This window comes from Vogesella indigofera (genome assembly GCF_028548395.1).
Taxonomy (GTDB): Bacteria; Pseudomonadota; Gammaproteobacteria; order Burkholderiales; family Chromobacteriaceae; genus Vogesella; species Vogesella indigofera_A.
The window spans coordinates 201,522-222,349 of record NZ_JAQQLA010000007.1; the positions used below are offsets into that span (position 1 = coordinate 201,522).

Genomic DNA, 20,828 nt, shown 5'->3' on the forward strand with positions numbered 1-20,828 from the left:
CGTACCGCCGGCTCAGGACGCCAGCGACAGGCTGGCAAACAGCGGCAGGTGATCGGACAGGTGCGACCAGGGTTGGCCGCGACACACCGCCACCTGGTGGACGCGCAGGCCGCGCACGTAGATGCGATCCAGCGGCAGCAGCGGCAGCCGTGCCGGGAAGCTGCGCGCGTGCTGGCCCTGCTGCTGCACGAACACTTCCTGCAGGCCGCAGCCGCGCCCCAGCCAGCTGTCGGCCTCGCCGCGCCAGTCGTTGAAATCGCCGGCCAGGATCAGCGGCATGCCAGCCGGAATGTGATGTTGGATGTAGTGCTGCAGCGTCAGGTACTGGCGGCGGCGGTCGCGCGCCAGCAGGTTGAGGTGGGCACAGAGGCAGGCCACCGCTTGCGGCCAACCTTGCGGCTGGATCACGGTGTGCAGGATGCCGCGCCGCTCCAGACGGTTGACCGAGATGTCGTGATTGGCGGCCAGCTGCTGCGGAAAACGTGACAACACCGCATTGCCGTGGTGGCCGTGATCGTAGCGCGCATTCATGCCATAGCTGGCGGAATGGGTCAGCGCCGCGGCCAGGAAGTCATGCTGCGGCCAGCCGGCATGGTGCTGCTCGCGCCCGGCATGACGGCCCTGCACCTCCTGCAGGAACAGCACGTCGGCGGACAGCTGCTGCAGTGCGCTGGCGATCTCCTGCATGTGGGAACGGCGGTTGAACGGCGACATCCCCTTGTGCAGGTTGAAGGTCACCACGCTCAGGCGCTTGCTTGGCACGAGGCCTGCTCCTCCAGCCAGGCGGCCACCGCCGCCTGCGCTGCATTGAACTGCTGCCATAGGGCCGGGATCGCCGCCAGTTCGGCGGCGCGTCCCGCTTTTTCCAGTGCTTCTGCCGCATCGCCCAGCGCCATGGCACCGACCATGCGGCTGGCGCCCTTGATCCGGTGCGCCGACCAGGCGATCTGCCCGGCGTCGCCGGCAGCCACCGCCCGCGCCAGGGCGGCGACATCCTCGTCGTTACCCTGCATGAACTCGTCCAGAATCGCCTGCTCCACCGACCAGTCTCCTGAGCTGTACATCGCCAGCGCCTGACGGTCGACCGCCGCCGGTGTGGCCGCAACCACCGCCGTTGCCAGCGACGCGGATGGCAGGGCAACGTCGCCCAGCCACTTGTGCAGCATGTCCTTCAGTGCCACCAGCCCCAGCGGCTTGCTGAGGAAATCGTCCATTCCGGCGGCACGGGTCTTGTCCAGTTCTTCCTTCGCCACGTTGGCGGTGCAGGCGATGATCGGCACCGGCGCGCGGCCCTGGGCCACCTCCTGGCTGCGGATCGCCTGTGCCAGCGCGTAACCGTCCATCTGCGGCATGTGGCAGTCGGTCAGCACCAGCGAGAAGGTGTGCTGCTGCCACAGGCTCAGCGCCATCAGCCCGTCCACCGCCGTCACCACCGGGTAGCCCAGCAGCTCGAACTGTTTGACGGTCAACTTGCGGTTGATTGAATTGTCTTCCACAAACAGCACCGGCGCCATGTCGCGCATCAAACCCGCAGTCGCGGCCACGATGGCGGCATGGTCCAGCTCGCTCGCCTGCGGCAGCTCGGCGGCGTCGCACAAGGGGAAGCGGATCTCCAGCGAAGCGACGGTGCCGCTGCCCGGCTCACTGTCCATCGCCACCACCCCGCCCATCAGCTCGGACAGGCGCCGACAGATGGTCAGCCCGAGACCGGTGCCGCCAAAGCGGCGTGCGGTGCTGCTTTCCGCCTGGGTGAACGGCTCGAACAGCCGTGCCAGCTGCTGGCGGTCGATGCCGATGCCGGTATCGGCCACCTCGAAGCGCAGCCACTGCTCGCTGGCGCTGCTCTGCAGGCAGCGCACACGCAACGTCACCTGCCCCTGCTGCGTGAACTTCAGCGCATTGCTGCAGAAGTTCTGCAGGATCTGGCGCAGGCGCAGCGGATCGAAGCGCAGCGCCGGCGCCACCTGCTCGTCGATGTCGAGCAGGAACCACAGCTGCTTGCGCTGCGCCAGCTCCGCGTACAGGTGATGCACGCGCTGCATCAGCGCGCTCACCGACGCCGGCTCGGGGATGATCTCCAACTTGCCGGCCTCGATCTTGGAAAAGTCCAGAATGTCGTCGATCAGGCGCAGCAGGGTGTGCGCCGACTCCTGTACCGTGTCCACCGCATCGCGCTGCGCTTCATCCAGCGTCGTCAGCGACAACAGCTCCAGCATGCCCAGCACGCCGTTCATCGGGGTGCGGATCTCGTGGCTCATCGCGGCAAGGAAGGCGCTCTTGGCGCGGCTGGCGGCGTTGGCCGCATCGCGTGCCAGCAGCAGATCGGCCTGCTGCTGTTTCAGCGCGCTGATGTCGGTCAGCACGCACACCGCGCCGCCGTCCGGCACCCGCCGCGACGCCTGCTGCAGCCAGCGCTCGTTCCAGCGCAGCTCGAACGACGACGCCTCGCGGCCGTAGCGCGCCAGCCGCTCCACGAACCAGCTGTGCTCCTCGTAGCCCGGCTCCGGCTGCTCGCCGGCGATCAGGCTGGCGCGCAGCACGCCGGCAAAGGACTGCCCCTTCAGCGTTTCCGGCGTGCTGCCGGCACCGGCGAGGCGGGCAAAGTGGCTGTTGCAGCGCACCAGCCGGTCGCCGGCGTCGAACAGCGCGAAGGCGTCATCCAGCGAGTCGATCGCCAGCTCCAGCTGCTGGCGCGACTCGGCGGCGGCGTCGCGCGCGCGCAGCACGCCCTCCTCCGCTTCGCGCCGGCCGGTGATGTCGAAACAGGCGAGGATCACGCCGTCCTCGGCCATGCCCGGGAACAGCAGCTGGCCGGCGAACAGCACCCAGATCGGCTTGCCGCTGACCTGTACGCATTCGATCTCGATATTGAGGTGGCGGTCGTGGTGGCGCACCTCTTCCAGCCGGCCCTGCAGCTGCTGCCACGCTTCGTCGCTGCCCAGCAGCTCGCGCAAGGGCACGCCCTGCAGCCCATCCTCGCGGGTGCCGAACAGTGCTTCGCCGGCGCGGTTGGCGCGCACGATGTGGTAGTTGTTGTCCAGTCGCACCAGCCCGACCGGCGACGCGCTGTAGATCGCCTCCTCCAGCTGCAGCACTTCGCGCAGGTTGCGTTCGCTGGCACGACGGCGGTCTTCCTCGGCATAGAAGCTGACGATGCTGCCGCAGGCGCCGAGCAGCGGCTGCAGCGCCTGGTAGTGGGCGTCGGCAATCGAGTCGATGGCAATGCCGGCCACCATCACCGTGCGGCTGTCGATCTGGATCGGCAGGAAAGTCCAGCCATCCTCGGAGATGGTTTGCTGCAGCTGCCCCTGTTGCAGGGCAATCGCCAGCGGCAGCTGACGGAAGCGCTCCACCCACGGCGGTTCCTTGCTGTTGCCCAGCCGCGCCTGGATGCGGAACGACGCCGACTTGTCGCGCGATGCCTCCAGCGACAGCACCAGACCCTCGGCGACGCCGAAGTAGTCCAGCAGGATGCGCAGCACCTCGCGGAATACCGTCTGCCGCGGGCTGCGGGCAAACAGCAGGCTCTCCACGCGCTGGATAGCAGATAGCAGCTGCATGCTGCGCGCCAGCGACTGCTCGGCGATGGTACGCTGGTGCTCGTCGCGGATGATCAGCAGCCGGCGGCTGTGGCGGCCGTCGCGGCCGTCCACCAGCGGGCTGACGGTAATTGCGGCAAAGAAACGGCTGCCATCGTGCCGGCGGCCGCTGCCGGCGCGCGACACGTCGAAGCGGCCCTCGTCGTCCAGCCAGTCGGCATCGGCGCCGTCGACGCTGAGGATGTCGTCCAGCGACAGCCCCTGCAACGCCGCCAGCGGCAAGCCGAACATCTTCTCGGCGCCGTAGTTGGCCACCTCGATGCGGTGGCTGGCATTGACGGTCAGGATCGCGTCTGCCGCCGCATCCAGCACCCGCTGCATGCGCTGCAGCGGGCGCAGGATGCGGTAGCGCATGCGCAGCAGCAAGTAGGCGTACAGCAGCAAGGCCAGCACGGCGAAGGAGATGTTCAGCGCCAGGCTTTGCGCGTAGCGCTGCTGCTGCTCGTCGACACGGTTGGCCGCGGCACGGGTCAGCTCGGCAAAGAAGACGCCCAGATTGCGGTTGACCTGTTGCGCGGCCGTCTTGTACTCGTGCACCGTGGCCGGCGCGGCACCGCCCTGCTCCAGCGCCAGCAGCTGCCGGTCGGCACTCTGGTGCAGCTGCCAGGTCTGGGTCGCCAGCGCTGCCAGTTGCCGGCGCAGCACGGCATCGCCGAGATAGCCGGTGTTGTAGCGCAACGACTCCAGCAGCAGCAAGGCGCGCTCGCGGCTGCGCAGCAGTTCGTATTCGTCGGTGGAATTGAGCTTGCGCGCCAGCTGCGCGCGGAGGATCAGCGCGTTGCCTTCCTGTTCCAGCGAACGGCTCAGCTGCCACAACTGGTACTTGGTTTCCGCCAGCCGGTTGAGGCGGTCGTCGGCGCCGTCAGACAGCAGGAAGGCGTCCAGGCGCAACACCTTGTCGATGGCATCCTGCCAGGTGCCGACCGACAGTTTCCAGCCGAAGATGGCATTCTCGTCGAACAGCACCGGCCGCCGCGCCAGCACCTTGTCCACCTCCTGTCGCCGCTGGCGCAGGTGCGGCTGCCGCTCCTGCAATTGCAGCAGCGCGGCATTGCTGTCATCGGTCAGCGGCCGCGCCAGGCGCCGCAGCGCGATCTGCAGGCGCTGGTCGGTGGCAGTGCGCGCCTGCTGCAGCTCGGCGCTTTCGCGGCCGCTGGCCGGTCGCGTCAGCGCCAGCAAACCGAGCTGCAACTGGTTTTCGCGGTTGATGGCCGAGGCCAGCAGGAAGACGTCAAGGTTGGCCGCATTGAGCGTGGCGTGCTGGCTGGCCTGACGGTAGTTGTACACGCCGGAGCGGATCAGCAGGCCGGAGGCCACCAGCTGCAATGAGCCAAGGATCACCACGATCAGGATCACCGCCTGGCCGATACCGGCGGTTTGCTGCTGCAGCTGGCCTTGCTTGCTCATGGCGGACCTCGCGTGGCTCAGGCGGTCGGGGGCGGTGGCGTGATGTCGCTGTCCGGTTCGCAGCTGATCTCGATATCGTCGACGCCGAAGCGCTCCGGAAACTGCCGCAGCACGCGCAGCTGCGTCTTGGTGATCTCGCTGCCGCGCAGCAACAGCAGCTGCCCGGTCTTGTTGTATAGATCACGCGCCAGCCGGCTTCCCGGTTTCACCGCGCCCACTCCGAGGCGTTGTACCGGCTTGTCATCCTCGTCCAGCAGCAGCGACGCCTGCGTCACCAGCTCGCCGAACACGTGGCGATCGAAGGCGGTGCCGGTGGCCACCTTGTAGTAGGAGAACGGGTCGATGTCCGGGCGCGGCCGCGTCAGCGCCAGGCGCAGGGTTTTTTCCATGTCGGCCGGCTTGGGCGGCTTGATGATGAAACCGTCGGCGTGCAGCTGCGCGGCGATGACGATATTGTTCTTTTCCGGATGGCCGGACAGGAACACGAACGGCAGGTTGGGCGGATTGTTGGTCCGGCCGCAGCGCAGGTCTTTCAGCACGTCGAGGCCGTTCATCGGCTCCATCTGCACATCGCACAGCACGATGTCGATCGGTTTGGCTTCCAGCGTGCGCTTGGCAAAGGAGCCGTCCACCGCCTGCGACAGGTTTTCCGGCGCAAAGCCCATGGTACGCAGTGCCTGTGCCACCAGCGTGCGCACCAGCATCTGGTCGTCGACGATCAGCGCCCGCAGCCGGGAGAAGTCAACAGTCATGACTTGGCCTTGCCTTTATGTTGGTTGGTACCATTCATGATGGCGAGTGGCGGCAAGGCCGGCAAGGCTTTAATGCAAAAAACTTGAAAATGGCATAGCCATTTTCAGTATTTGCCAGTGGTGGCCAGCCGTTGTCCCAGCGCGCGGATCGCCGCGGCATTGGAGGGCGAGAACACCTTGTCGGCCGCCTGCGGCCACGGCAGCCAGCACCAGGCCAGATGCTCGGCATCGGCCAGCCGCACCGCGCACGGTGCCGGCAACTGCAGGCTGAACACGTGCTCGGTGTTGTGCGTCACCCCCGGCGCGTAGCGGTGGCGCCAGTGCGGGTAGATCTCATACACGTTCTGCTGCTGCCAGTCGCTCAGCGCAAGGTTGGCCGCATCGATACCGGTTTCTTCGAACACCTCGCGTCGCGCGGTGTCGCACAGGTGCTCGTCGCCTTCGCGGCTGCCGGTCACCGATTGCCAGAAGCCGGGACGGTCGGCACGTTCGATCAGCAGCACCTGGCCGTCGGCGCTGTGGATCACCACCAGCACCGATACCGGCTGCTTCGGCGCCTTGCTCATGGCTTGCCCGCCGTGCCGGCAAGGCTGGCGATCAGGCCGGCCAGCTCCACCGCCGACTTGACACCCATCTTGTCGAACACCCGCGCGCGGTGCACTTCCACCGTCTTCATGCTGATGTGCAGCGCCTCGGCGATCTGCTTGTTGAGCAGGCCGGCCAGCACCAGCTGCATCACTTCCTTTTCGCGTTCGGTCAGCGTCGCCAGCGTCTGGTGCAGCCGCGATTCGCGCTGGTGCTGCTCGCGCGCGACGCGGTCCTGCTGCAGGCAGTGCTCGACCTGCGCCAGCAGGCGCTGGTCGTCGAACGGTTTCTCCAGGAAATCGACCACTCCCAGCTTGAACGCCGCCACTGCGTGCGGCACGTCGCCGTGCCCGGTCAGCATCACCACCGGCGGGCAGTACGCCCATGCGGCCAACGTTTGCAGCAGCACGATACCGCTCATGCCGGACAGGCGCAGGTCGACGATCAGGCAGTTGAAGGCGGCGTTGTCCGGCGCGGCGAGAAAGGCCTCGGCGCTGTCAAAACCGGTGACACGTAGCGTGTCGCTTTCCAGCAGCCACAGCAACGATTGCCGTACTGCGGCATCGTCATCAATGACGGCAAGTGTCTGACAGCTCATGCGTTGGCCTCGACCGGTGTTGCCACCACCGCCTGGTTGACCACCCGCAGCTCGCGTTGCGGGTACGGGATCTGCACATGGTGCTGCTTGAACAGCTGCCAGATGCGCAGGTTGATGTCGGAGCGTAGGCCGGCGATGCCGTTTTCCGGATCCTTCACCCACAGCCCGATTTCCAGATTGATGCCGGACTCGGCAAAGGCGGTGACAAAGGCGTTCGGTGCCGGCTCGGTCATCACCCGCGGGTGCTCGGCGGCCTCGCGCAGCAGGCGCTGCGCCAGTTCCAGATCGGTGTCGTAGGCGACCTGGATCGGCATGCTGATCCAGATCTGCTTGTCGGTATAGGACTGGTTGATCACGGTGTTGGCGATCAGCGCCTCGTTCGGCACCAGCACCTCGCTGCCGTCCAGCCCCTTCAGCACCACGTAGCGCGCGGTGATCTTGCTGACGTAGCCGACGCGGCCGTCGACCATCAACCGGTCGCCGATGCGGATGGAGCGGTCGAGCAGGATGATGAAGCCGGACACGTAGTTGCTGGCGATCTTCTGCAAGCCGAAACCGAGGCCGACACCCAGCGCGCCGCCGAATACCGACAGCACGGTGAGGTCGATGCCGACGATCGGCAGCGCCACCATCACCGCACCGATGATCAGCAGCGTGCGCGCCAGCTTGCTGATCACGAAGCGCAGGTTCATGTCGATGTCGCCGAGCTTCATCACCCGCTTCTCGATCAGCTTGCTGACCCACAGCGCACCGACCAGGATCACCGACACCCACAGCAGCGCCGACAGGATCATCAGCAGGTTCAGCTCGTTCTTGCCGACGCGGAAGCGCACCGACTCCAGCCAGCTCAGCGCCAGCGTATCGATGCCGGTCACCCACGCGGCAAAGGCCAGCCACAGCAGCATCGCCAGCAGGTGCTCCGAGTGGCGCTCCACTTTGCCCTCCGGCAGCGCGTGGCGCACGATGGCGGTCAGCACCCGGATCAGCGACAGCCAGAACAGCAGCGTCGCCGACAGCATCAGGATCACCGACGACTGTCCCTGCAGCAGCTGCCAGCCCAGCGCCAGCGCCTGGGTCAGCAACTGCGCCGACAGCGGATACACCAGCCGGTACAGCAGGTATTTGCCGAACGGCCACTCCTGCGCCTGCGCGGTCTGGAAATAGCGGCGGTACAGCTGCCGCGCCCACAGCCAGGCGCACAGCAAGGCGGCGACGCCGACCAGCAGTTCCTGCCAGCCGGTTTCGCCCTGGATCACCTGGCCCAGCCGGTGCAGGGTGACCCCCGGCGTCCAGCCGTCCAGCATGTCATTCACGGTATTGATCATGTTTCGTGCTCAAGGTTGGCCGCAACGCTCAGGCCTTGCGGCGTCAGGGTCAGCACCTTGCCGACGCGGTGTGCCAGCGCGTGATCATGGGTGACGATGATCAGGCTGGTACCCAGCGTGCGGTTCAGTTCCAGCATCAGCTCGAACACCGCCTCGGCATTGGCGCGGTCAAGGTTGCCGGTCGGCTCGTCGGCCAGCAGGCAGGCCGGATTGGTCACCAGCGCGCGCGCCATCGCCGCACGCTGCCGCTCGCCGCCGGACAGCTCGCCCGGTTTGTGCTGCAACCGCGCGCCGAGTCCGACGCGCTCCAGCATCGCCTGCGCCGCCAGCGCCGCTTCGTGACGCGGCGTGCGCCGGATCAACAGCGGCATCATCACGTTTTCCAGCGCGCTGAATTCCGGCAGCAGGTGGTGGAACTGGTAGACAAAGCCGAGGCTGCGGTTGCGCAGCTCGCCCAGCTTCTGCTCGGACAGGCTGCCGATCGCCTGCCCCATCAGCAGCACCTCGCCGCTGGTGGGGCGGTCCAGCCCGCCAAGCAGGTGCAGCAGCGTGCTCTTGCCCGAGCCGGAAGCGCCGACGATGGCCAGGCGTTCGCCTTGCTGCACCGACAGGTTGATACCGGCGAGCACGCTGACGTCGAGCTCGCCCTCACGATAGACACGCCCCAGATCGCGGCAGGACAGGACTTCACTCATAACGCAGTGCCTCCGCCGGGCGGGTACGCGCCGCGCGCCAGCTTGGATACAGGGTCGCCAGCAGCGACAACACCAGGGAAATGACGGCAATGGTGACCACGTCCGACAGCTGTACCTGCGACGGCAGGTAGTCGATCAGGTACACCTCGCTGGACAGCAGGCGCATGCCGAGCACGCTTTCGATCGCTGGCAGGATCACGTCCAGGTTGAAAGCCAGCAGCAGGCCGCCGGCGACGCCGCTGAGGGTGCCAAGCACGCCGGCCACCGAGCCCTGGATCATGAAGATCTGCATGATGCTGGCCGGGCTGGCACCCAGGGTGCGCAGGATGGCGATGTCGGCCTGCTTGTCGGTGACCACCATCACCAGCGTCGACACCAAGTTGAACGCCGCCACCGCCACGATCAGCGTCAGGATGATGAACATCATCCGTTTCTCGATCTGCACCGCGCGGAAGTAGTTGCTGTTCATGTCGGTCCAGTCGCTGGCCACCTGGTTGGCCGCCAGCTGGCCGTTCAACACCGCCTTGACCTGCGGCGCCTGCAGTGGGTCGTCCAGCTTCAGCCGCACGCCGGACACGTCTTGCCCCATGCGAAACAGCACCTGCGCGTCGCGCAGGTGGATCATCGCCAGCGACGAGTCGTACTCGAACATGCCGATCTTGAACACGCCGGTGACGGTGAACTGCTTCAGGCGCGGCATCATGCCGGCGGGAGTGACATTACCCTGCGGCGTGATCAGCGTCACCTTGTCGCCCACCTCCACTCCCAGCGCCCGCGCCAGCTCGTAGCCGAGCAGGATGCCAAACTTGCCCGGCTGCAGGTCGGTCAGCTTGCCGCGCTGCATCTGCTGGCCGAGGTCGATGACCTTGTCTTCCTGCTGCGGCACGATGCCGCGCACCATGGCGCCGCGTACCGCGCCGCCGCTGGACAGCAGGCCCTGGGCGTTGACGTAGGGTGCGGCGGCCAGCACGTGCGGCTGCCGTGTGAGCGTTGCGGCCAACGTTGGCCAGCCGGCGACGCGGCCGTCATAGCTGCCGACCTCGACATGCGACACCACCGACAGCATGCGACCGCGGATTTCCTGCTGGAAGCCGTTCATCACTGACAGCACCACGATCAGCGCGGCCACCCCCAGCGCGATGCCCAGCACCGACATCAGAGAGATGAAGGAAATAAAACCGTTACGACGCCGCGCGCGCAGGTAGCGCAGCCCGACAAACATCTCGAAAGGAAAAGACATCGATACCTTGCTCAGGATTGGTAGGGGTTTTCCAGGCGCTGCATCATGTCCACCAGGAACGCGCGCACCTGCTGTTCATCGCAGCCCATCAGGATGGCGTCCTCGAACGCGTCCTGCGCCATCTGGCCCAGTTCCTGCAGATTTTCCGTCATCACCTTGATCTTCTCGGTGCAGGACACCACGCTGCCGTCCGGGGCATACCAGGTGGGAAGTTGCAAACTCATGACCGTTTTACCTTGCTGAAAAAGCCTGCAGCCCGCAATCCGGGCTGCAATCTAGAAAGGGGATGGATAGTTGCCATCCCGAAATGTTCCGTCCGTTCAGTCCGGTTTTTTCTTTTTGCGCGTGTTCTGCTCGCTTTTCTTGCGACTGGCGGGCTTGCGCTCCGCTTCCTGCTCGCGCGCCGCCTTGCGCCGTTCGGCGCGGGTGCTGCTCCTGCCCTTCTTCTCCGCGGCCGGTTTGTCGGCCGATTTCTTGTCGGCAGCCTTCTTCTCGGCCACTTTTTTCTCTGCTGGCGGCCTGTCGTTCGCCGCGCGCGCCGGCACCGGTTCTTTCCACTCGCTACCGCCACGGTTCACCCGCCGGGCGCCATTGAAGCGTTGCGACCAGTAGCTGTTGGCCATGTTGACTACCTCCACCGACTTGCCGGTGCGGGGCGAATGAATGAACTTGTTGCCGCCCAGATAGAGGCCGACGTGGGAATACTGGAAACCGCGCGTGTTGTAAAACACCAGATCACCCGGCGCCAGCTCGTCGCGCTCGATCACGCGACCGGCGCGCGCCATCTCGGCCGAGGTGCGCGGCAGGTTGACGCGCAGGGACTTGCGGAATACGTACTGGATGAAACCGGAGCAGTCGAGGCCGGTTTCCGGACTGCTGCCGCCAAAACGGTAGGCCACACCCATCAGGCTCATTGCCTGCAGCAGCAGGTCACCCACGGCTTCTTCGCCCGGCGCGGCAAACTGGGCAATCGGATCGGCGAAAATACCCAGATTCGGCTTGTTGCCCGCCCCGGACTCCGGTTCGGCATGGGCAAACGACATAAATCCGGCCAAAATGATGGCAAACAGGTGAAGATGCAATTTCATAGGCTTGCACTGTAACGAAGCGATGCGGCACTGTAAAGCCGCCATAACGGGTCAGAAAAAATGCTCAGAGAAACATTGATAGCCATGCGCGACTTGCCCCGCCTGCGCGAAATCAGCGCGGTGCTGTTCAAGCACGGACTGGGTGAATTCGTGCAGCGCTTGCGGCTGCCGGCGGCGGTGGAAAAGGCCGGCGAGTGGTTCAACCTGCGCCTTCCGGACAGCGCCGACGCCATCCCCGCCCCCATCCGCGTCCGCCTCGCCTTCGAGGAGCTGGGCCCCACCTTCATCAAGCTGGGCCAGATCCTGTCTACCCGCGTTGACCTGTTCGCGCCGGAATGGATCAATGAATTCGAAAAGCTGCAAAATACCGTGCCGCCAATACCGGAGGCACTGCTGGCGCCCTACCTGCAACAAGTGCTGGGCGAGGCGCCGGAGACACTGTTCGCCAGCTTCGACATGGTGCCGATCGGTTCGGCCTCCATCGCGCAGGTGCACCGCGCCACGCTGCACGACGGCAGCGAGGTGGTGGTCAAGCTGCGCCGCCCCGGCATCGTGCAGAAAGTCGATGCCGACTTGCGCATCCTGGAGCATCTGGCCCACCTGATCGAGCTGGAGTTCCCCGACGCACGCCGTTTCATGCCGTCCGACATCGTGGCGCAGTTTGCCCGTTCGCTGAAGCGCGAGTTGGATCTGGCCGCCGAAGCCCGCAATATGGAGCGCTTTGCCCGCGACTTTGCCGAGGATCCCTATATCCGCATTCCCAAGGTGTACTGGGAGTACACCCGTGCCGACGTCAACGTGCAGGACTTCATCGACGGCTTCAGCGCCTCGCCGGTCAGCGCGCTGCCGGCGGCGGGGCTGGATCCGTCGCAGCTGGCGCGACGCGGTGCCGACGCGGTGCTGAAGATGATCCTGCTCAACGGCTACTTCCACGCCGATCCGCACCCCGGCAACGTCATCTTCCTGCCGGAAGACCGCATCGCCTTCATCGACTTCGGCATGGTTGGCCGCCTGTCGCACCGTCGCCGCGACGAAATCGTCGACCTGCTGGCGGCGATGGCGCAGCGCGACGAGCACGCGATGATGGGAGTGCTGATCGGCTGGACCGGCAGCGTGCCGGTGGACGAGGAGCAGTTTGCCGAGGACATCGGCGAGATTTTCTTCCAGTACGATCACGTAGTGCTGAAGGATCTCAACATGTCGCAGCTGATCAACGACCTGATGGCGCTGATCCGCAACCACGGCATCCTGCTGCCGGCGGACATGGCGATGCTGTTCAAGGCGCTGATCACGCTGGAGGGGCTGGGACGGCAGCTGGAACCGCAATTCCAGCTGGTGGAACACCTCACCCCGTTCGTGCGCAAGCTGATCATCGAGCGCTACCGTCCGGAGGCACTGCTCAAGCGGGGCCGCGAAACGCTGAGCGACGGCTTTGCCATGCTGGCCAGCCTGCCGCGCGACATCATCCGTATCGGCCGCGACATCAAGCACGGCAAATTCCGCATCAATCTCGACCTGAAGCGACTGGAGCAGTTCGGTCACCAGCTGGACAAGAGCGTCAACCGGCTGACGATGGGCATCGTCACCGGCTGCCTGATCATCGGCTCCTCGATCGTGATGACAGTGGATGGCGGGCCAACCCTGTTCGGCCTGCCGCTGTTCGGCTTTCTCGGCTTCATGGTGGCGTTCTTCAACAGCATGTGGCTGATCTGGTCGATCTGGCTGGCCGGCAAGGAGTTCTAGGCTACTGCTTTGGCATAAATGCAACGGAGGCGGCGGCCATGCAACTTTGAGTTGCATTTGCAAATGAGAATAAATATCATTGTTAAAAATACAGTGAAAGGTCTCATCATGAATGCAATGCTGGTCGGCGCCGATACACTGGGCAATATTCCTGGCGTACTGGACAACTTCGGTATCTCCATCAACAAGCACCTCAGCGGGCGCAACAGCTCGCACCAGCGCAAGGTGGACCGCCTGCCGGCAGGCACCGACCTGCTGATCCTGTTCACCGATTTCCTCGGCCACAACGTGATGAAGCATTTCCGCCAGCTGGCTAACGAGGAGAACATCCGTTTCATCGCCTGCCGCCGCTCGGTGTGCTCGCTCAAACAGTCGCTGGAATGTGTCGGTCTGTCCGAGCGCTGCGCCAGCTGTCCCAATGCCTGCCACCGCAAGCACTAGGCCCGGAACACAAGCCAAACAAAACGCCCGGATCGTCACGATCCGGGCGTTTTGTCATCGGTGGCGTATCAGTCTGCCTGCAGCAGCGCCGACGGGTCGAAACCGACCCGGATCGCGCCCCAGTGCCGGCCGGCCAGCCGGATCGGCAACGCAATCTCCGACAGAATCTCGCCGGTGTCGCGCATATAGGTCTGCAGCAGGAACGGCTGGGTGTTCTTCGCCGACTTGATGCCGGTCGGATCGTTGAAGATACGCTTGTCGCGGCTGCCGACCAGATCCTGCTGCAGGTCGCCGGTCAGCGGCTTGGAATAGAAGCTGTTGTGGGTCGGCGCATAGCCGTTGGTATCGACCAGCAGGCAGAAACGGCCGCCGTTGGTCTTCTGCACCACCTGGTCGTAGATCTTCTGCAGTGCCGGGGCCAGCTTGTCGTCGTAGGCGGTATGGAATTTCGCCGGATTGGAGCCGGGAATCGGCTGGTAGCGCTGGTCGAAGATGTTGAGACCCTCGCCCTGTGCCCGCTCCAGCATTTCCGCCAGGTTATCGCGGGCGTGACGGGCAACGCCGATCACCGCATCCAGCTCGCCCTCGCCGATCACGAAGCGCGACACCAGCTCCTGCACCTGCTCCGCCGCCACCGATAGCTTCACCGACACGTCTTCCGACTGTGCCAGGTGCGTGGACACCACCGTGCTCAGGCCGTGGATTTCCGAGACATTGCGGTTGACCTGCAGGTTGGTGCCGGCAAACAGCTCCATGGTGCCGGCGATTTCGGTCAGGCCGCTGGCCATGTTTTCAAAATCGCTCATCATGCGGCCGAAGTGCTGCGAGGAACGATTGACCACGTCCAGCGCCTGCGCGGTATCGGTATTGATTCGCGCGGTCGCCTCCTGGGTGTGCGACACCAGATTGAGCATGCCGTCGATGTTGCCGGAGATTTCCTCGGTCGCAACTCGTACCCGCTCCGCCAGCTTGCGCACCTCGTCGGCCACCACCGCAAAACCGCGACCGGATTCGCCGGCGCGTGCCGCCTCGATCGCCGCATTCAGCGCCAACAGGTTGGTCTGTTCCGAGATGTCCTTGATCAGGTCGACAATGGTCTTGATGCTGGCCGAGCGGTTGTTCAGCTCTACCACGGTGGTGTTGAAGGCGCCGACACGGCCGCTGATCTCGCCTATCCGCGTCGCGGCGTCCTGCAGCTCGGCGTAGGATTCGCGCGCCATCGCCAGGTTGCCGACGGTAGTGGTGGAAATCGACTGCGTTTCGGCCGACACTTGGTTGATGCCGGCGGTGGTCTTGTCGCTGGAATCACGCACCTGGCTGGCCAGCTCCGCCTGTTGCTGGGCGCTGCTCAGCGACTCGCCGATATTCTTGCGGGTGCGGGTGGAGTCCATCGCAATGCGGATGGTCATGATGCGCACATTGCTGATGATCTCGCGCATCTTCTTCAGGAATTCGTTATAGGACAGCGACAGGTCGCGGATCTCGTCGTAGGTGATGGTCGGGATCTCGCGCGACAGGTCGCCCTCGCCGGCGCCGATCTCGCGGAAGATGGCGATGATCATTTGCAGTGGCCGCACGATCAGGAAGCGCAGATACCAGACCATGAAGGCGATGAACACCAGCGACACGCACCAGATGGCAAACGACCAGATCATGGTCTTGTCCAGCAGCGAGAAGATTTGCTGGCGGATCGGCTCGGTCAGCTCCTGGCCACCGACCAGCTGGCGGATGTCGTCCAGCGCCAGGTAAACGTAGGCAATCAGGATCAATTGAAACAGGCTGATGAAGAAAAAGCTGCACAGTTTCTTGGTCAGCGAGTTCCAGAACGATTTTTCCATCAGGTAATAAGTCCGCCAGAACCAATTCATCCTTCATGTCTCCTGTTGCTAGCACGCGTGCTTATCTGCACTTATTGTCGGTCGTTTTTACACTGTTTCTGTGAAAAAATACAGCGGCCATCTTAAATCAAATGACCGTCGTCAAGTGTGCGTCGGATCGTTGCCAGCACAGCCAATACTCGTCCGGTGCGAACACCGGCAAGGAGCCGGTCACCGGGGTTTGCTGGTACAGGATGAACCAGGGCTGCAGCAGCGCCTGCAGCTGGGCCAGCGCGACACCGAAGGGCGGACCTTTTAAGGTTGGCCGCAAGAAGAAGTAGCCAGCGAGATAGCCGCCCGGCTTCACCAGCTGCGCCATTTTCTCGGCATAGGCCGGCCAGCGCGATGGCGGCAACGCGCACAGGAAGGCGCGCTCGTACACCCAATCCCAGCTGCCGTCGACCTCGCCACTGAAAAAATCGGCCTGCCGCACCAGCGGCGCCAGCGGACCGAGCTGCTGCCGCGCCCGCGCCACCGCCTCGGCACTGAAGTCGATCGCGGCCACCTGCAAGCCCTGGCGCTGCAGGTAAGCGACCTCGTAGCCGCTGCCGCAACCGGGCAGCAACACCGAATGAACCCGCGGCAGCAGCGTCGGCACCAGTGTGGCAAACCCGGCCGGCAGCTGACCGCTTTCCCACGGTGTGACCTGCTGCTGGTAACGGCTATCCCAGAATGAACTCAAGCTGCTGTCCTGCGCCATGCGGTATCCCCTACTCCCGATTGAGCCGCTATCTTGCCGCCGATCGACAGGCGAAGACAAGGAACGCTCAGTTCAGCGGCGCGCGGTCCGCATCAAACAGGCAGTCCCAGAACAGGCGCAGCCAGTCGTTGCGGTACACCGGCAGCAGATAGCTGCGACCGTCGTGGGTCAACAGCGGCACATAGCCGCGACCCTGCCGCTGCTGCGGCCACCCTAGGGTGACCAGCAGCGACGGCGTCAGCGCCAGCCTGGCCTGCCGCTCAGTCGGCAGGATTGCCTGCAGCCGGCCGCCGCTCTGCATCGCCATCTGCAGCCAGACCTTGCGTCGTGACAGCTGTGCCTGGATCGCCGCACGCTGGGCGTCGCTGAGCGTCAGCCAGTCGGAGACCTCGGCAAAACTCCGGCCGCAACCGAAGCAGACCTCGTCGCCAACGGCGGTGGAGCAGACTCCGATACATGGCGTGGCGATCATGATGGCGGCTCCCGGTGGCTGATGAGGGGAAGAAATAAACAGTGCGGAGAAATGATAAAGGCCACTTGCAAGCAAGTGGCCTTTGAATGATTTTTTGGTCGGAGTGAAAGGATTCGAACCTTCGACCCCTTGCACCCCATGCAAGTGCGCTACCGGGCTGCGCCACACTCCGACTCAAGGCAAAAATTATAAACAGTTATTCAGTCTTTGCCAAGGCTCAGATCCAGCCAGTCCAGGATGGCCTGCAGCTCCTTGCGCACTTCGCCGGCAGTAGCCGGGGCCGGCTGGTCACCTTCTAGGCGCTGGCGGGCACCATGCAGCGTAAAACCGTCGTCGTAGAGCAGGGAACGGATGCGACGCACCAGCAAGACCTCGCGGTGCTGGTAGTAGCGACGGTTGCCGCGGCGCTTGACGTTGCGCAGCTCGGAAAACTCCTGCTCCCAATAGCGCAGTACATGCTGCTTGACGCCGGTCAGCTCGCTGACTTCACCGATGGTGAAATAGCGTTTGGCCGGAATGGCAGGAAGCTCAGCCTTGGGTATTTGCATGATGTTGTTCAACCATTCCCTTGAGTTTCTGACTTGCATGGAAAGTTACCACGCGTCGGGCGGTGATGGGAATCTCTTCGCCGGTTTTCGGGTTACGCCCCGGGCGCTGCGGCTTGTCGCGCAGCTGGAAATTACCGAAACCGGACAGCTTGACGCTGGTGCCCGTTTCCAGGGTGGAGCGGATTTCTTCAAAGAACGACTCCACCATGTCCTTGGCTTCGCGCTTGTTCAGGCCCACCTTGTCGAACAACAGATCGGCCAGCTCGGCTTTGGTCAAAGTCATGATATTCCTCACTACAACATCGGATAAAACGCCACCCGCCCGGCGGGTGGCCAACAGGATGGATCAGGCGCGCAGTACGGCACCGGCCGCTTCGGCCGCGGCCAGCATCGCGGCCACCGCTTGCTCGACTTCATCGTCGACCAGGGTGCGGTCGGTCGCCTGCAGCACGATGCGGAACGCCAGGCTCTTCTTGCCCTCGCCCACACCCTTGCCACGGTAGAGGTCGAACAGCGCCAGCTCGCGCACGAACTCGGGCGCAACCGCCAGCATCGCCTGCTGCAGCGTGGCGGCACTCACCTCTTCCGCTACCACCAGCGCCAGGTCACGACGGACCGGCTGGAACTTGCTGACCGGTGCCAGTTGCACGCGGCCGACCTGCTCGACCGCTTCGACCGCCAGCTCGAACAGTACCGGCGCGTTGGTCAGGCCGTAGGCCTGTACCCACTGCGGGTGCAGCTCGCCCAGCACGCCGACCACGGCGCCATCCAGCAGCACCTCGGCGCAGCGGCCAGGGTGGAAGGCCGGATGGGCGGCCTTGCGGTATTCGGCAACGCGTGGATACAGCAGCGCCTCGACGTCGGCCTTGATGTCGTAGAAATCGACGCGCTCGGCCTTGCTGCCCCACTGCTCGTCGACCCGGCTACCGTGCGCCAGAGCGGCGACCACTTCCGGCTGCTGCACGCTGCCGTCGGCTTGTTTGTGGAACACGCGGGCGATCTCGAACACGCGCACACGGCTGTGCTTGCGGTTGAGGTTGGCCGCGAGGGTATCCACCAGACCGCCGATCAGGCTGGAGCGCATCACGCTCATCTGGCTGGCGATCGGGTTGATCAGGCGTACCGGATCGGTGTTGCCGGCGAAATCGCGCTCCCACTTTTCTTCCACGAAGGCGTAGCTGACGATTTCCTGGAAATCGCGGCCAGCCAGCAGGCGACGTACCTCGCTGCGCACGCGCAGGCCTTCCGGCTGCGGCAGCATGGTTTGTGCGGCAACCGGGGCGTTGGCCGGGATATTGTCGTAGCCGTAGACGCGGGCGATTTCCTCGATCAGGTCTTCCTCGATCGCGATATCGAAGCGGAAGCTCGGCGCGCTGACCACGAAGCCGTCGGTGTTCTGCTCGAACGACAGGCTGAGACGGGTGAAGATGGCGGCGATCTCGTCTGCAGCCAAGGAGATACCCAGGACCTTGGCGACGCGAGCGGTACGTACCGCCACGCTGGCGCGTGCCGGCAGCGCCGACACGGTTTCGGTCAGCGGGCCGGGCTCACCACCGCAGATCTCCAGCACCAGCGCGGTGGCGCGCTCGATGGCTTCGGTCTGCAGTGCGAAATCCACGCCGCGCTCGTAGCGGTAGCTGGAGTCGGAGCCGAAGCCCAGTGCGCGCGCCTTGCCGGCGATGGCTTCCGGCTGGAAGAAGGCGCTTTCCAGGAAGATGTCGTGGCTGGCGGTGGTGACGCCGCTGTCGAGGCCGCCCATGATGCCGGCGATAGCCAGAGGCTTGGCGGCATCGGCAATCACCATCAGCTCCGGCGTCAACTCGATTTCTTTTTCGTTGAGGCACACCAGCTTCTCGCCGGCAGCGGCCATGCGCACGGTAATGCCGCCGTCGATCTTGTCCAGATCAAACGCGTGCATCGGCTGGCCCTGCTCCAGCAGGATGTAGTTGGTAATGTCGACGATGGCGGAGATGGAACGCAGGCCGGAACGTTCCAGACGGCGCTTCATCCACTCCGGTGTCGGCGCCGCGGCGTTGACGTTCTTCAGCACGCGGCCAACGTAGCGGCCGCACGGTGCGCCATCGGCAATGCTGACCGCCAGCTTGCTGTCGGTTTGCGGCGCCACCGCGGCGATGTCCCACGCCGTCAGCGGGCTACCGGTCAGTGCCGCCACTTCGCGGGCGATACCACGCACCGACAGGCAGTCGGCACGGTTCGGCGTGATTTTCAGGGTGAACAGGCTGTCGTCCAGGCCCAAGTAGTCGCGGATGTTCTGGCCGATCAGTGCGTCAGCCGGTAGCAACATCAGGCCGTCGACCTCGTCCGGCACGCCCAGCTCCTTGCCGGAGCACAGCATGCCGCCGGACTCCACGCCACGCATCTTGGTCGGCTTGATCCGGAAGTCGCCCGGCAGGATGGCGCCCGGCAGTGCGCACGGCACCTTCACGCCCACGGCCACGTTCGGCGCGCCGCACACGATCTGCACCAGCTCGCCGGTGCCGACGTCGACCTTGGTCACGCGCAGACGGTCGGCGTTTTCGTGCTTTTCACACTCTTTCACTTCACCTACCACCACGCCGCTGAAGGCGGGGGCGGCGGCGTTGACTTCTTCCACTTCCAGGCCGGCCATGGTCAGCAGGTAGGACAGCTGGTCGGTGCTCAGCGACGGATTAACGCGGCTGCGCAGCCATTGTTCGGAAAATTGCATGATGAGTCTCCGTCGCGATCAGTTGAATTGTTTCAGGAACGTTAGATCGTTCTCGAAGAACAAGCGCAGGTCGTTCACGCCGTAACGCAGCATGGCAAAGCGGTCGAGGCCGATACCGAAGGCGAAGCCGGTGTATTTTTCCGGATCGATGCCGACATTGCGCAGCACGTTCGGGTGCACCATGCCGCTACCGCCGACTTCCAGCCAGCGGCCCTGCTCGTCCAGCACGTCGATCTCGGCCGAGGTCTCGGTGAACGGGAAGAAGGACGGGCGGAAGCGCACCTGCATGTCGTCGCGCTCGAAGAAGCGGCGCAGGAACTCGGTGATGGTGGCTTTCAGGTCGGCGAAGCTCACGTTCTGGTCGATCCACAGGCCTTCCATCTGGTGGAACATCGGCGAGTGGGTGGCGTCGGAATCCACGCGGTAGACGCGCCCGGGGGCCACGATCTTGATCGGCGGCTGGTTATCCAGCATGTAGCGCACCTGGATCGGGCTGGTATGGGTACGCAGCACGTCGCCGCCTTCGACGTAGAAGGTGTCCTGCATGGCACGCGCCGGGTGGTTTTCCGGAATGTTCAGCGCCTGGAAGTTGTGGAAATCGCTCTCGATTTCAGGGCCGTCGGCCACTTCGAAGCCCATGGTGGCGAACAGGCCGGTGATGCGCTCCAGCGTCAGTGTTACCGGGTGCAGCCCGGCCGGCGAGATGCCACGGCCCGGCAGGGTCACGTCCAGCGACTCTGCGGCCAACTGTGCCGCCAGCTTGGCGGCATTGAAGCCGTCGCGCACTTCGTTATGACGGGTCTCGAACGCCTGCTTGGCGGCGTTGATGGTTGCGCCGGCACTCTTGCGCTCTTCGGGCGACAGTTTGCCCAGCTGCTTCAGCAGCTCGGTCAGGGCACCGCTTTTACCAAGATAGCGGGCCTTGACCTGTTCCAGTTCAACGAGATCGGCAGCAGCATCGAGTGCCGCCAGACCTTCCTTGAGAATCACGTCAACATTGCTCATGGGTCGCACCAGTATGCGTAAGAAAACTGACCGGAACGGGGTGCGC

19 protein-coding genes and 1 tRNA gene are annotated in these 20,828 nt (G+C 64.5%); 2 read left to right on the plus strand and 18 right to left on the minus strand.

Annotated elements, in window-relative coordinates:
* Positions 1-12: 12 nt before the first annotated feature.
* The 10 genes from PQU89_RS13115 to PQU89_RS13160 form a co-directional block, all read right to left on the minus strand.
* Complete coding sequence (locus PQU89_RS13115) at positions 13-762, minus strand: endonuclease/exonuclease/phosphatase family protein (protein WP_272766233.1); 750 nt, start codon at positions 760-762, stop codon at positions 13-15.
* A complete protein-coding gene (locus tag PQU89_RS13120) occupies positions 744-5,006 on the minus strand; it encodes an ATP-binding protein (protein ID WP_272766234.1) in 4,263 nt (1,420 codons plus the stop codon). The genes PQU89_RS13115 and PQU89_RS13120 overlap by 19 nt, the downstream gene beginning before the upstream one ends.
* Positions 5,007-5,023: 17 nt before the next feature.
* A complete protein-coding gene (locus tag PQU89_RS13125; protein ID WP_272766235.1) occupies positions 5,024-5,758 on the minus strand; it encodes a response regulator in 735 nt (244 codons plus the stop codon).
* A 104-nt stretch (positions 5,759-5,862) separates the two neighbouring features.
* Complete coding sequence (gene nudB / locus PQU89_RS13130) at positions 5,863-6,324, minus strand: dihydroneopterin triphosphate diphosphatase (RefSeq protein WP_272766236.1); 462 nt, start codon at positions 6,322-6,324, stop codon at positions 5,863-5,865.
* The gene (locus PQU89_RS13135; protein WP_272766237.1) at positions 6,321-6,941 is read right to left on the minus strand and encodes a response regulator transcription factor; all 621 of its coding nucleotides are present in this window, start codon (positions 6,939-6,941) and stop codon (positions 6,321-6,323) included. Before PQU89_RS13135 ends, nudB begins: the two co-directional genes overlap by 4 nt.
* The gene (locus PQU89_RS13140; protein ID WP_272766238.1) at positions 6,938-8,266 is read right to left on the minus strand and encodes a mechanosensitive ion channel family protein; all 1,329 of its coding nucleotides are present in this window, start codon (positions 8,264-8,266) and stop codon (positions 6,938-6,940) included. The genes PQU89_RS13135 and PQU89_RS13140 overlap by 4 nt, the downstream gene beginning before the upstream one ends.
* Positions 8,263-8,961 (minus strand): lipoprotein-releasing ABC transporter ATP-binding protein LolD, encoded by a 699-nt coding sequence (gene lolD, locus PQU89_RS13145; RefSeq protein ID WP_272766239.1) that lies wholly within the window; start codon positions 8,959-8,961, stop codon positions 8,263-8,265. Before lolD ends, PQU89_RS13140 begins: the two co-directional genes overlap by 4 nt.
* The gene (locus tag PQU89_RS13150) at positions 8,954-10,201 is read right to left on the minus strand and encodes a lipoprotein-releasing ABC transporter permease subunit (protein WP_272766240.1); all 1,248 of its coding nucleotides are present in this window, start codon (positions 10,199-10,201) and stop codon (positions 8,954-8,956) included. Before PQU89_RS13150 ends, lolD begins: the two co-directional genes overlap by 8 nt.
* A gap of 11 nt (positions 10,202-10,212) precedes the next feature.
* The gene (locus PQU89_RS13155; protein ID WP_047967896.1) at positions 10,213-10,425 is read right to left on the minus strand and encodes a hypothetical protein; all 213 of its coding nucleotides are present in this window, start codon (positions 10,423-10,425) and stop codon (positions 10,213-10,215) included.
* 96 nt (positions 10,426-10,521) lie between these two features.
* Positions 10,522-11,289 (minus strand): C40 family peptidase, encoded by a 768-nt coding sequence (locus PQU89_RS13160; protein WP_272766241.1) that lies wholly within the window; start codon positions 11,287-11,289, stop codon positions 10,522-10,524.
* Between the two features lie 84 nt (positions 11,290-11,373).
* On the opposite strand from PQU89_RS13160, the gene PQU89_RS13165 reads away from it, so the two are divergent.
* Both PQU89_RS13165 and PQU89_RS13170 read left to right on the plus strand, forming a co-directional pair.
* On the plus strand, positions 11,374-13,032 hold the full coding sequence (locus PQU89_RS13165; RefSeq protein WP_308446597.1) for an ABC1 kinase family protein: 1,659 nt from the start codon (positions 11,374-11,376) through the stop codon (positions 13,030-13,032).
* Positions 13,033-13,140: 108 nt separating this feature from the next.
* Positions 13,141-13,473, plus strand: coding sequence for a DUF2325 domain-containing protein (locus tag PQU89_RS13170; RefSeq protein ID WP_047967893.1), 333 nt, complete (start codon positions 13,141-13,143; stop codon positions 13,471-13,473).
* 68 nt (positions 13,474-13,541) lie between these two features.
* Here PQU89_RS13170 and PQU89_RS13175 read toward each other — a convergent pair whose 3' ends face one another.
* From PQU89_RS13175 to pheS, 8 genes are all read right to left on the minus strand, one after another.
* Entirely contained in the window at positions 13,542-15,341 is a 1,800-nt protein-coding gene (locus tag PQU89_RS13175) for a methyl-accepting chemotaxis protein (protein WP_272766243.1), read from the minus strand.
* A 97-nt stretch (positions 15,342-15,438) separates the two neighbouring features.
* Positions 15,439-16,032 carry a methyltransferase domain-containing protein gene (locus PQU89_RS13180; protein WP_272766244.1) on the minus strand — a complete coding sequence of 198 codons (594 nt, stop codon included), beginning with the start codon at positions 16,030-16,032 and terminating at the stop codon, positions 15,439-15,441.
* A gap of 85 nt (positions 16,033-16,117) precedes the next feature.
* Positions 16,118-16,522, minus strand: a complete 405-nt coding sequence (locus PQU89_RS13185; RefSeq protein ID WP_272766245.1) for a DUF1289 domain-containing protein — start codon at positions 16,520-16,522, stop codon at positions 16,118-16,120.
* 95 nt (positions 16,523-16,617) lie between these two features.
* Positions 16,618-16,694: transfer RNA gene (locus PQU89_RS13190), tRNA-Pro, on the minus strand.
* 28 nt (positions 16,695-16,722) lie between these two features.
* Positions 16,723-17,070, minus strand: coding sequence for a MerR family transcriptional regulator (locus PQU89_RS13195; RefSeq protein ID WP_047967889.1), 348 nt, complete (start codon positions 17,068-17,070; stop codon positions 16,723-16,725).
* On the minus strand, positions 17,051-17,353 hold the full coding sequence (locus PQU89_RS13200; protein ID WP_047967888.1) for an integration host factor subunit alpha: 303 nt from the start codon (positions 17,351-17,353) through the stop codon (positions 17,051-17,053). Before PQU89_RS13200 ends, PQU89_RS13195 begins: the two co-directional genes overlap by 20 nt.
* 63 nt (positions 17,354-17,416) lie before the next feature.
* On the minus strand, positions 17,417-19,777 hold the full coding sequence (gene pheT, locus PQU89_RS13205; RefSeq protein ID WP_272766246.1) for a phenylalanine--tRNA ligase subunit beta: 2,361 nt from the start codon (positions 19,775-19,777) through the stop codon (positions 17,417-17,419).
* 18 nt (positions 19,778-19,795) lie between these two features.
* A complete protein-coding gene (pheS, locus tag PQU89_RS13210; RefSeq protein WP_120811479.1) occupies positions 19,796-20,782 on the minus strand; it encodes a phenylalanine--tRNA ligase subunit alpha in 987 nt (328 codons plus the stop codon).
* Positions 20,783-20,828 lie beyond the last annotated feature (46 nt).

Bases quoted from the DNA above. Each gene is read 5' to 3' on its own strand.
- PQU89_RS13200 (WP_047967888.1), bottom strand. From the start codon at position 17,353: ATGACTTTGACCAAAGCCGAGCTGGCCGATCTGTTGTTCGACAAGGTG.
- PQU89_RS13175 (WP_272766243.1), bottom strand. From the start codon at position 15,341: ATGAATTGGTTCTGGCGGACTTATTACCTGATGGAAAAATCGTTCTGG.
- PQU89_RS13195 (WP_047967889.1), bottom strand. From the start codon at position 17,070: ATGCAAATACCCAAGGCTGAGCTTCCTGCCATTCCGGCCAAACGCTAT.
- PQU89_RS13125 (WP_272766235.1), bottom strand. From the start codon at position 5,758: ATGACTGTTGACTTCTCCCGGCTGCGGGCGCTGATCGTCGACGACCAG.
- PQU89_RS13120 (WP_272766234.1), bottom strand. From the start codon at position 5,006: ATGAGCAAGCAAGGCCAGCTGCAGCAGCAAACCGCCGGTATCGGCCAG.
- lolD (WP_272766239.1), bottom strand. From the start codon at position 8,961: ATGAGTGAAGTCCTGTCCTGCCGCGATCTGGGGCGTGTCTATCGTGAG.
- PQU89_RS13135 (WP_272766237.1), bottom strand. From the start codon at position 6,941: ATGAGCTGTCAGACACTTGCCGTCATTGATGACGATGCCGCAGTACGG.
- PQU89_RS13140 (WP_272766238.1), bottom strand. From the start codon at position 8,266: ATGATCAATACCGTGAATGACATGCTGGACGGCTGGACGCCGGGGGTC.
- PQU89_RS13185 (WP_272766245.1), bottom strand. From the start codon at position 16,522: ATGATCGCCACGCCATGTATCGGAGTCTGCTCCACCGCCGTTGGCGAC.
- pheT (WP_272766246.1), bottom strand. From the start codon at position 19,777: ATGCAATTTTCCGAACAATGGCTGCGCAGCCGCGTTAATCCGTCGCTG.
- PQU89_RS13160 (WP_272766241.1), bottom strand. From the start codon at position 11,289: ATGAAATTGCATCTTCACCTGTTTGCCATCATTTTGGCCGGATTTATG.
- PQU89_RS13150 (WP_272766240.1), bottom strand. From the start codon at position 10,201: ATGTCTTTTCCTTTCGAGATGTTTGTCGGGCTGCGCTACCTGCGCGCG.
- pheS (WP_120811479.1), bottom strand. From the start codon at position 20,782: ATGAGCAATGTTGACGTGATTCTCAAGGAAGGTCTGGCGGCACTCGAT.
- PQU89_RS13170 (WP_047967893.1), top strand. From the start codon at position 13,141: ATGAATGCAATGCTGGTCGGCGCCGATACACTGGGCAATATTCCTGGC.
- PQU89_RS13155 (WP_047967896.1), bottom strand. From the start codon at position 10,425: ATGAGTTTGCAACTTCCCACCTGGTATGCCCCGGACGGCAGCGTGGTG.
- PQU89_RS13165 (WP_308446597.1), top strand. From the start codon at position 11,374: ATGCGCGACTTGCCCCGCCTGCGCGAAATCAGCGCGGTGCTGTTCAAG.
- nudB (WP_272766236.1), bottom strand. From the start codon at position 6,324: ATGAGCAAGGCGCCGAAGCAGCCGGTATCGGTGCTGGTGGTGATCCAC.